Origin of the sequence: Modestobacter caceresii (assembly GCF_000761485.1) — a bacterium.
Taxonomy (GTDB): Bacteria; Actinomycetota; Actinomycetes; order Mycobacteriales; family Geodermatophilaceae; genus Modestobacter; species Modestobacter caceresii.
The window spans coordinates 1-7,759 of record NZ_JPMX01000047.1 but is presented as its reverse complement, the minus strand read 5'-3'; the positions used below and the strand labels follow the sequence as shown (position 1 = coordinate 7,759).

The 7,759-nt window shown below is 67.5% G+C and carries 9 protein-coding genes and 1 other annotated feature; of the genes, 4 read left to right on the top strand and 5 right to left on the bottom strand.

The genetic code is table 11. The annotated features are described in order from the left end of the window. The first annotated feature begins 51 nt into the window (after positions 1 to 51). Both IN07_RS11575 and IN07_RS11570 read left to right on the top strand, forming a co-directional pair. Complete coding sequence (locus IN07_RS11575; RefSeq protein WP_156119149.1) at positions 52 to 1,437, top strand: tyrosine-type recombinase/integrase; 1,386 nt, start codon at positions 52 to 54, stop codon at positions 1,435 to 1,437. 292 nt (positions 1,438 to 1,729) lie between these two features. After that, positions 1,730 to 2,482, top strand: a complete 753-nt coding sequence (locus IN07_RS11570) for a DUF5131 family protein (RefSeq protein ID WP_036335980.1) — start codon at positions 1,730 to 1,732, stop codon at positions 2,480 to 2,482. 58 nt (positions 2,483 to 2,540) lie between these two features. Here the strand turns inward: IN07_RS11570 and IN07_RS11565 are convergent, their stop codons facing one another. The 3 genes from IN07_RS11565 to IN07_RS11555 form a co-directional block, all read right to left on the bottom strand. Beyond that, on the bottom strand, positions 2,541 to 3,281 hold the full coding sequence (locus tag IN07_RS11565) for a GAF and ANTAR domain-containing protein (RefSeq protein ID WP_036335978.1): 741 nt from the start codon (positions 3,279 to 3,281) through the stop codon (positions 2,541 to 2,543). 142 nt (positions 3,282 to 3,423) lie between these two features. Further along, positions 3,424 to 3,642 (bottom strand): hypothetical protein, encoded by a 219-nt coding sequence (locus IN07_RS11560; RefSeq protein WP_036335977.1) that lies wholly within the window; start codon positions 3,640 to 3,642, stop codon positions 3,424 to 3,426. Positions 3,643 to 3,651: 9 nt separating this feature from the next. Continuing rightward, positions 3,652 to 3,933 (bottom strand): hypothetical protein, encoded by a 282-nt coding sequence (locus tag IN07_RS11555; RefSeq protein WP_156119148.1) that lies wholly within the window; start codon positions 3,931 to 3,933, stop codon positions 3,652 to 3,654. Positions 3,934 to 4,036: 103 nt separating this feature from the next. On the opposite strand from IN07_RS11555, the gene IN07_RS11545 reads away from it, so the two are divergent. Further along, positions 4,037 to 5,271, top strand: a protein-coding gene (locus IN07_RS11545) for an IS3 family transposase (RefSeq protein ID WP_407937437.1) whose coding sequence is annotated in 2 segments (ribosomal slippage) — positions 4,037 to 4,316 and positions 4,316 to 5,271 — 1,236 coding nt in all. Because the reading frame shifts where the segments join, the coding sequence is not laid out codon by codon here. Next, positions 4,315 to 4,428 (top strand) — a sequence feature (AL1L pseudoknot). (Overlaps the previous gene by 114 nt.) On the opposite strand, the gene tcmP is transcribed toward IN07_RS11545, so the two are convergent. Further along, entirely contained in the window at positions 5,251 to 6,054 is an 804-nt protein-coding gene (gene tcmP / locus IN07_RS11540; protein WP_156119147.1) for a three-Cys-motif partner protein TcmP, read from the bottom strand. The two genes, IN07_RS11545 and tcmP, sit on opposite strands and share 21 nt — an antisense overlap. 244 nt (positions 6,055 to 6,298) lie before the next feature. After that, a complete protein-coding gene (locus IN07_RS11535; RefSeq protein ID WP_156119146.1) occupies positions 6,299 to 6,862 on the bottom strand; it encodes a hypothetical protein in 564 nt (187 codons plus the stop codon). Positions 6,863 to 7,192: 330 nt separating this feature from the next. Here IN07_RS11535 and IN07_RS11530 point away from each other — a divergent pair, with 330 nt between their 5' ends. Next, positions 7,193 to 7,720, top strand: coding sequence for a hypothetical protein (locus IN07_RS11530; protein ID WP_156119145.1), 528 nt, complete (start codon positions 7,193 to 7,195; stop codon positions 7,718 to 7,720). Positions 7,721 to 7,759: the final 39 nt, after the last annotated feature.

Genomic DNA, 7,759 nt, shown 5'->3' with positions numbered 1-7,759 from the left:
TGACCAGACATGAAGATCACGCGGTAGCCGTCACACACCACGCCAGCGGACTTGACCGAGCCGCAGCGTAGAAAAGGAACTGGCAGCGTCGCCCAACTTCCTTCAGGCAAGTGGCGGCCACGCCTGACGGTGCGGGGACAGCAGGTCGTTTTTCGACCCACGCTCTACGAATCTCGCGAGGACGCAGTAGCGGCGCTCGATCGCTACCTCGAAGAAACCGACGACACGCGGGGCAAGCGCGCGCAGGGCGAGCGCCTGCTCGCAGCCGAGGTCACGCGCTACATCAACGAGCGAGTGCTCTACGACGACTTGTCAGAGTCCGGGGAGTCCGATCTGCGAGATTTGGCTCGAAACGTAATCGGTCCGTCCGAAGTTGGCATCGGCCACTACCGCCTCGTGGATCTTGCCGAAGACGACAAACTCGTGAAGACCTGGATGAGCAACTTGAAGAAGGTCCCTGCTCAACCTTCCGCTGGGCGAGAGGGGAGGCCGAGGCAGGGCGCCAGTCGCCGCATCAAAGCGCTGCGCCTCGCCCGGGCAGCCACACGAGAAGCAGTGAAGAAGGGCTGGATCGCCGAGGATCCTTTCGACGACGTCCGCGCCGTCAAGAAGGGCACGACTGCGTCAAGCGTCAGGAAGGCCAAGTTCTTCTTCACGCCTGCCGAAATCGTCGCCCTCTGCGTCGCTGCACCCACCGAGAAGGATCGGCTCATGCTGGAGGTGCACATCTGGGCTGGTCTCCGGCCCGGCGAGGTCAGGGCGATGGACGGCATCACCGTTCTGACCGAAGAGCCCAAACTGTACGTCGAGTACACACTTAACGAGAAGGGCGCTAGCGGCGCAAAGCAGGGACCGGTGAAGAACCGCAAGAGTCGGTTGGTGACCATCCCTAAGCCCTTGTGGCAGCGTCTCCTGGCCTGGTCCGAGGCGCAGGGCCGCCGTCCGGGCCAGCCACTGTTTCCTTCCGCCACAGGGGGATGGTGGCTGTACGGCGTGTGGTCCCGATACTCCTGGCAGCCCACGCTGGCGACCGCCGCCAACGCGCTCCCCACGCTGAATGGCGACCCAACAACCCACGTCAAGGGCCGCCGCCTGGCTCCAACGCCGTATGCGGCCCGGGCAACCTACATCAGCATGCTTCAGGCGGCCGGTGTCTCCCATCGTCGAGTGCAGGCCCAGGTAGGACACGAAGGCGGCAGCATGGTGACGGACATCTACTCGATGTCCGAGGAGGACGGGGTCGTCGAGTGGCGGGAGGCGCGCAAGGTGCGCGCCAAGGGCTGGGGCCTTCAAAAGACGCTGACTGCCATGTACAACGCGATCTGGGAGGCATACGGGCCGGATGGCGGCCGAGACAGTCTTGCGTCCGACGTCGTCCCGGCTAGCGCGTCGTACCAGTCCGCTCGCGACGAGGCCACCGAAGAACAGGCAGCCTGAGGAAGAACGGTCGCGGGTGCCTGCTTCGGCCGCGCTGGTCGACGTCGCGGCGTTGCAGGCTCGCACCGTCCAAGAGACCTACCTACGCCTCGGCACCGTGAGGCGTACGCCAACCATGTCCCGCGTACCGGCCGGGGTTCGTTCCCGGGATCGGCCGCTCGCTGGCGGTAGAGCGCCTGAGCCGGTCCTCCGGCTGACGCTTAGTCGGACCATGCCCCTACCGTCGGGCATGCCCGACGGGCAGAGGGCCTGCCGATAGCGTCGGAGGGATCGAAGTCGGCTGGGGGCAAGCGTGGCGAACAACAGCACCATCGAATGGACCGAAGCGACCTGGAACCCGACGACCGGCTGCGACCGCGTATCGGTCGGTTGCGACAACTGCTATGCGCTGACGCTGGCCAAGAGGCTCAAGGCGATGGGCGCCGAGAAGTATCAGAACGACGGTGACCCGCGCACCAGCGGGCCGGGATTCGGGGTTACTGTCCATCCACAGGCGCTGTCTATCCCGTTCTCCTGGCGGCAGCCCCGGCTGGTGTCCGTCAACTCGATGAGCGACCTGTTCCACGCCCGCGTTCCACTCGACTTCGTCCGCCAGGTCTTCGCCGTCATGGCCGCGACTCCCCAGCACACCTACCAGGTGCTCACCAAGCGCGCCGCCCGCCTCCAGAAGGTCGCCGACCAGTTGGACTGGCCGGACAACGTCTGGATGGGCGTCAGTGTGGAGAACAGCGAAGTGTTAGACCGGATCGATGACCTTCGCCACGTTCCGGCGACCGTGCGCTTTCTATCCTGCGAGCCGCTTCTCGGGCCGCTCGATGACATTGATTTGGACGGAATCCATTGGGTCATCGCCGGAGGAGAGAGCGGCTCCGGGCACCGGCCATTAGACCCGGATTGGGTCATCCACCTGCGGAATGCCTGTCAGGAAGCGCGAGTGCCGTTCTTCTTCAAACAGTGGGGTGGCCGCACTCCGAAGGCCGGGGGACGCACGCTGGAGGGGCTGATCTGGGACGAGATGCCCGTTCGGGGACTCGCGACGGCTTAGTGGCGATGACTCTCAACGCCGCCTGCGACCGCCCCAGGCGGGAAGCAGAGGCGGGAGGTTAGTCTCGGCGCCGATTTCCGCCGGGGACCGCGCCGGTGTCCGTGAGTTCGCGCGCTACGTCGATCAACTTGCGATTCATCTCCTGCGAGACACGAGCCAGGACGCCGAACGCCTGCTCGGCCGACAGTTTGTGTCGCTCCATGAGGATGCCCTTTGCCTGGCCGATGACGTCCCTGTTGGCCATCCCGACGCGCAGGTTCTGCTCGTGCTCGGCGCCCGCCAGCGCCACAGCGGCGTGGCTAGCAAACATCAGCCCGATCTCCTGGCACTCGTCATCGAAGGCGCCTGGGGCGGCGGCGTACAGGTTCATTGCGCCGAGTTGGTCGCCGTCGACGAAGAGTTGGAAGGACAGCATGCTGCCCGCTCCTAGCGCTGCGGCCTGCGGCGCGAACTCTGGCCAGCGCTGGTCCGCTCCAACATCGTCGACCCGTACGATCTCCTGCTCCCAAACTGCGTCAAGGCACGGTCCCTGACCGACGCGCTCTTGCAGGGCGTCAATGTTCTTGGGCAGGTCGCCGGTCGCTGCGCGGGACTCAACCTTCTTTCGCCCGATCACGTAGGTGATCCCGCATTCTTCGGCGTTGGGCACCGTGGCGACCGCCGCCGTGGTGATCGCCTGCAACGTGGACTCCACGTCGCCGTGCTCTTCTTGGAGGCGCCGCGCGACGCGGCTCATCGCCTCGCCGAGGTTGCCGCCACCGCCGGAACTGGGCTCGCCGCCTTCTTGGCCAACCGTCATGGACGGCAACCTAGTGCACCGCTGCGGGCCGACATCGGACCGGCGGCTCGGCGCTTCGATGCGTTCCGTGTCAGGGTGAGAAAGCGGCGGGGGCCCCGGCGCTACTGCGTCGGGTGAGCCCCCGCCCACCAAGCCGTTCCGATCAGTCGGGCGGCCGAGGCACCCATGCCCCCACCGGCTGCCATCGATCGCCGTCACGACGGGTGAGGCCGAAGTCGGGGCGCCTCCCCAAGCGGCGCGGACCCTGCGGCAGGTAGTACGCAGCGAGTTCCTTCGCGCGCACGCGGGCTTCCACGTCGTCGTCCGCGTCGAAGGTCTCCAGTGGTATGCCGTACCCGTTGAGTAGGCGGTAGGTCGGCATCGCCGGAGACTAACGGTCTGCGCCTCCATGGACGTCCTTGCTGGCCGGAGGCAGGACGACCAGTGCGCGGGTCTTCACGGTGCCTCCCACGCCTGTCGTCGTGGTGCCGCCCTGCTGGTGCAGCGCCTTCACCGCCTTCCGGACCACCAACTCCCTGACCTGCCCGTAGAACTCGCCGAAGACGGCTCTCGTGTGGTCGACCACACGGAACCCGCCAGGGTGGTCGTGCAGGAGGTGGCGGAGGTTGTCGGTGATGACCGGCACTGCGCGCTCCTCGACCGTCTCCAGCACCGGGCGGATCGTGGCGGTGGCCGGGAACAGCGCGTCCGGGTCTGCCTCCACTGTCCCGCCCCGGGTCTGATGGAGGCTCTCAATCCACGTAAGGATGAGAGTCATGGCGGCACCGAGGAAGTACCCCGAGGAGCTTCGGGAGCGGGCGATCCGGCTGGCGGTGGACGCCCGGCGTGACCCCGCGACCCGGACCGGGGCGTTGCGCCGGATCGGTGAGCAGTTGGGGATCAACCCGGAGACGCTGCGCAACTGGGTCACCCAGGCCGAGATCGACGATGGCCATCGATCTGGCACCACGACCGATGAAGCGACTCGGCTGGCCGCGTTGGAGCGGGAGAACCGCGAACTGCGCCGGGCGAACGCGATCTTGAAGAGCGCGTCGGCTTTCTTCGCGGCGGAGCTCGACCGCCCACAGCGGTGATCGTCGAGTTCATCGACGCCCACCGGGACGAGCACGGGGTCGAGCCGATCTGCGCTGAGCTGCAGATCGCCCCGAGCACCTACTACGCCCATCGCAGCCGGCCGCCCTCGGCTCGGTCGGTGACGGACGTGGCGACCACCGCGGTGATCGAGCAGGTGCATCGCGACAATTTCGGGGTCTATGGCGCCCGGAAGATCCACGCGCAGCTCCACCGGCAGGGCCATCCAGTAGCCCGGTGCACCGTCGAGCGGCTGATGCGTGCGGCCGGGCTGCGGGGCATCACCCGGGCGAGAGGCCCCCGCACCACGGTCCCCGAATCAGGGCCTGACCTGCGCCCGGACCTGGTCGAACGCGCCTTCACCGCGACCGGCCCGGACCAGCTCTGGGTCGCCGACATCACCTACTGCCGGACGTTCACCGGCTGGGTCTACGCCGCCTTCGTCATCGACGTTCACTCCCGCCGGGTGGTCGGCTGGCAGCTGTCCCGCTCGCTGCGCACCGACCTTGCCCTCGACGCGTTGGAGATGGGCATCTGGACGCGCCGGCGGGCCGGCCGGGACCTCAGCGGGCTGGTCCATCACTCGGATAAGGGCGTGCAATACGTCGCGGTGCGCTACACCCAGCGCCTGGCCGAGGCCGGCGCGGTCGCGTCCGTCGGCTCCACCGGCGACTCCTACGACAACGCGCTGGCCGAGGCGTTCAACTCGCTGTTCAAGGCCGAGCTGGTCCGCAACAAGGGCCCGTGGAAGGGAATCGACGACCTCGAGATCGCCACCGCGGAGTACATCGACTGGTTCAACCACCGACGACTGCACGGCGAAATCGGCCTGATCCCACCGGCCGAGTACGAGGACAACTTCTACCGGCACAACACCGCGGCGACTACCGTCGCCGCGTCAGTTCCGAGCCTCCACTGAACCCGGGGCGGGACAGAGGTCGTAGACCGGCTTGTGCGTCGGTGCGCGTCGAACCGGCACCGCCACCAGGTGCATGCCCGTTGCGGCGCTCATGCGCTCGGAGAAGCCAGCCACGACCGCCTCGACGGCTGCGTCGTTCACGCCACCTGCGAAGTGCTCGCGCCACCATCGCCCGCCGACGGCGTCGTCCATGCGCCGCAGGGTCGCCTCGTTGCGTTGACCGGTGACATGCCCGCCGATGCGCCGCACGGCGTCCAGGCTGAAGTTCAAGAGGAACTCCGTGGGGGGCCAGTCCTTCTTCCGCTCGCCGTTGAGGAGGCTGCTCATCCGGTCGAACGGCAGGCCCAGCCCGCAGGGGTCCAGGAACGCGAATAGGGGGCATCCGACGGCGGACGCGACGACCTGGTCGAGCACGTCCTGCACGTCACCCCGATGAGCCAGAGCCGTGACACCCTTGGCGACGTACTCGCCTACCACGTCGCCCAGCGCACGAGCGGATTCTGGGTCCTGCTCAACGAAGTAGCAGATCCAAGCCAAGCCGACGCGCTCGAACTGGGACTGCGCGACCATGAGGATCTTCTCCGCAGATGCCGGAGTCCCGTCGGTGTATCGCCCGCGTCCGGCATAGCCATCGAGATAGACCACCCGCCGCCCGATCGACCCGGTCATCCCAGCGAACTGGGGGACGTACTTGTCGAGCAGGGTGTGCTTGAAGACGCTGGGCAGCGCCTGTCCAGCCCAGTACCTGTCTCCGGCCCCCGTAGCCATGGTGGTCCCCCTCACAGACCCACGAAGGGTGCCAGACGCAGGCGACAGCGCATGGCCGACACAGTCGGGATCCGGCGGAGGTCGTCATAGGGGTCCTCACGGCGCGGGGGTAGCGAGTCCTAGTGCCGCGGCTGCCAATCTTTGCCCGGGACAGACCGGCCGGAGTCATAGTTCGACCCCGGGGTTCGGCGATCAAGTACGAACAATCCCGCCCCGTGTCCGGCTCACCGGCTCACGGAACTGCCAGCCGTGGGCGCTCTCATGCCGTTTGCCTCGACGCGAAGGCGTCCACGTCGAGGCCAGCCGCACGGTAGCGGTCGAACGGGTCGCGCCCGTCCCACGCGGTTGGCATGGACCGAGACAGACCAGCAGCACTGAGCCGTAAGTCCTCCTCGACGGTGATGACGGCGAGGACGAGCCGTTCGGCGACGATGCGCCCGAACGCCTCGACGGTCGGCTCCGCCGCGAGCAGGTCCCGAGACAGGAGGTTGAGCGGGTAGACGTGCTCGGAGCGCACCGGCGCTCCGGCGGCGTTGGGCAGCGCCCGTGCTGGCTCAGACCACAGCACGTTTGCGGGACGCCACTCGCCCCGGCGTCGTGGCATGAACCAGTAGTCGAGCGAGCGCATCGCGCCCTGCCGCGTCACGCGGACGAACTCCATGAGTGGGGCGTCGCCGGTGAGTCGCGCCTCGCGCTCGACGTCGGGTCCAGCAACCGTCAAGGCTCGAACGAGGGACGACAGGACGTTGAGGACGTGCACAGCCTCGGACGAGCAGTCGCGCGGGAGGTTCAGTGGCACCCTCACAGCGGGCAGCGTGGTCACGGGTCGAAAACTACAAGGCGGCCCTCGGGCTGCGAGGGCTCCGTGCCCCCAGCGCTCAGCCCTTGATAACGGGCAGCGCGCTTGGGCGTGGGGGCAGTCACCTGGACGCTCTTGCTGTCGTAGAACGGTCCGATGCTCGCGTCCAGCGCTGAGTGCGGTCGGGGCAGCGGAGCGCTCACGTGTCAGGCATGGCCCCCTGCTCCAACCCCCGCCAGGAACCAGGGCAAAGGTTGGCAGCCGTAGTGCTAGTGGCGTGGCACCGTGGTGGGTGCGGCACCCGCTATCGCGATGCAGCCACGTACCCGCGCACGACTTTTCGTGAGGATTGGCATGGGCGAAGTGCGGCCGGACGAGCCGTCCGACGAGGAGGCGACCGCCGACCAGGAGACGCCACGCGACGGAACCGCTGGCGACCCCCCATCGGCACAACGGCCCGCGGCAAATACCCGGCCGCGTGCAGGCTTGGGTGAGCGGGGCTTCCGACTCAACGAGACCCTGGCTGCTCAACTGCGGCAAATAACGCGCGATCCGGTCGCCGACCTTGCCCGGCGGCTTCAACAGCAGTCCGACATCGCCCGCCGGATTGCCCGGACGGTCGTGACGAAGGCGCCCATCATCCCGGCCTCCACCTGGGACAAGATCGTGCCGAAGATGCCGGTGATCTACGACGAGTCGTGGATGCGGCGGCTGATGAGCACGCACACCGAGGCGTTCCTCGAACAGATCCGGGTGGACATCCCGCCGGTCGACTTCTCTCGGCTGATCCGGCCGGAAGTACTGGCCGGACTCGATCGGCTCATCGAGTCGGTCCAGCGGCTCATCCCGGACAACCTGCGCGACCTAGGGCGTGTCTCCTAACCGCTGGCGGTTGGGGGCGGCAGGCTGGCAGCGTGTCTC

Coding starts and splice junctions, on each gene's coding strand:
- IN07_RS11565 (WP_036335978.1), bottom strand. CDS start 3,281: ATGACGGTTGGCCAAGAAGGCGGCGAGCCCAGTTCCGGCGGTGGCGGC.
- IN07_RS11560 (WP_036335977.1), bottom strand. CDS start 3,642: ATGCCGACCTACCGCCTACTCAACGGGTACGGCATACCACTGGAGACC.
- IN07_RS11530 (WP_156119145.1), top strand. CDS start 7,193: ATGGGCGAAGTGCGGCCGGACGAGCCGTCCGACGAGGAGGCGACCGCC.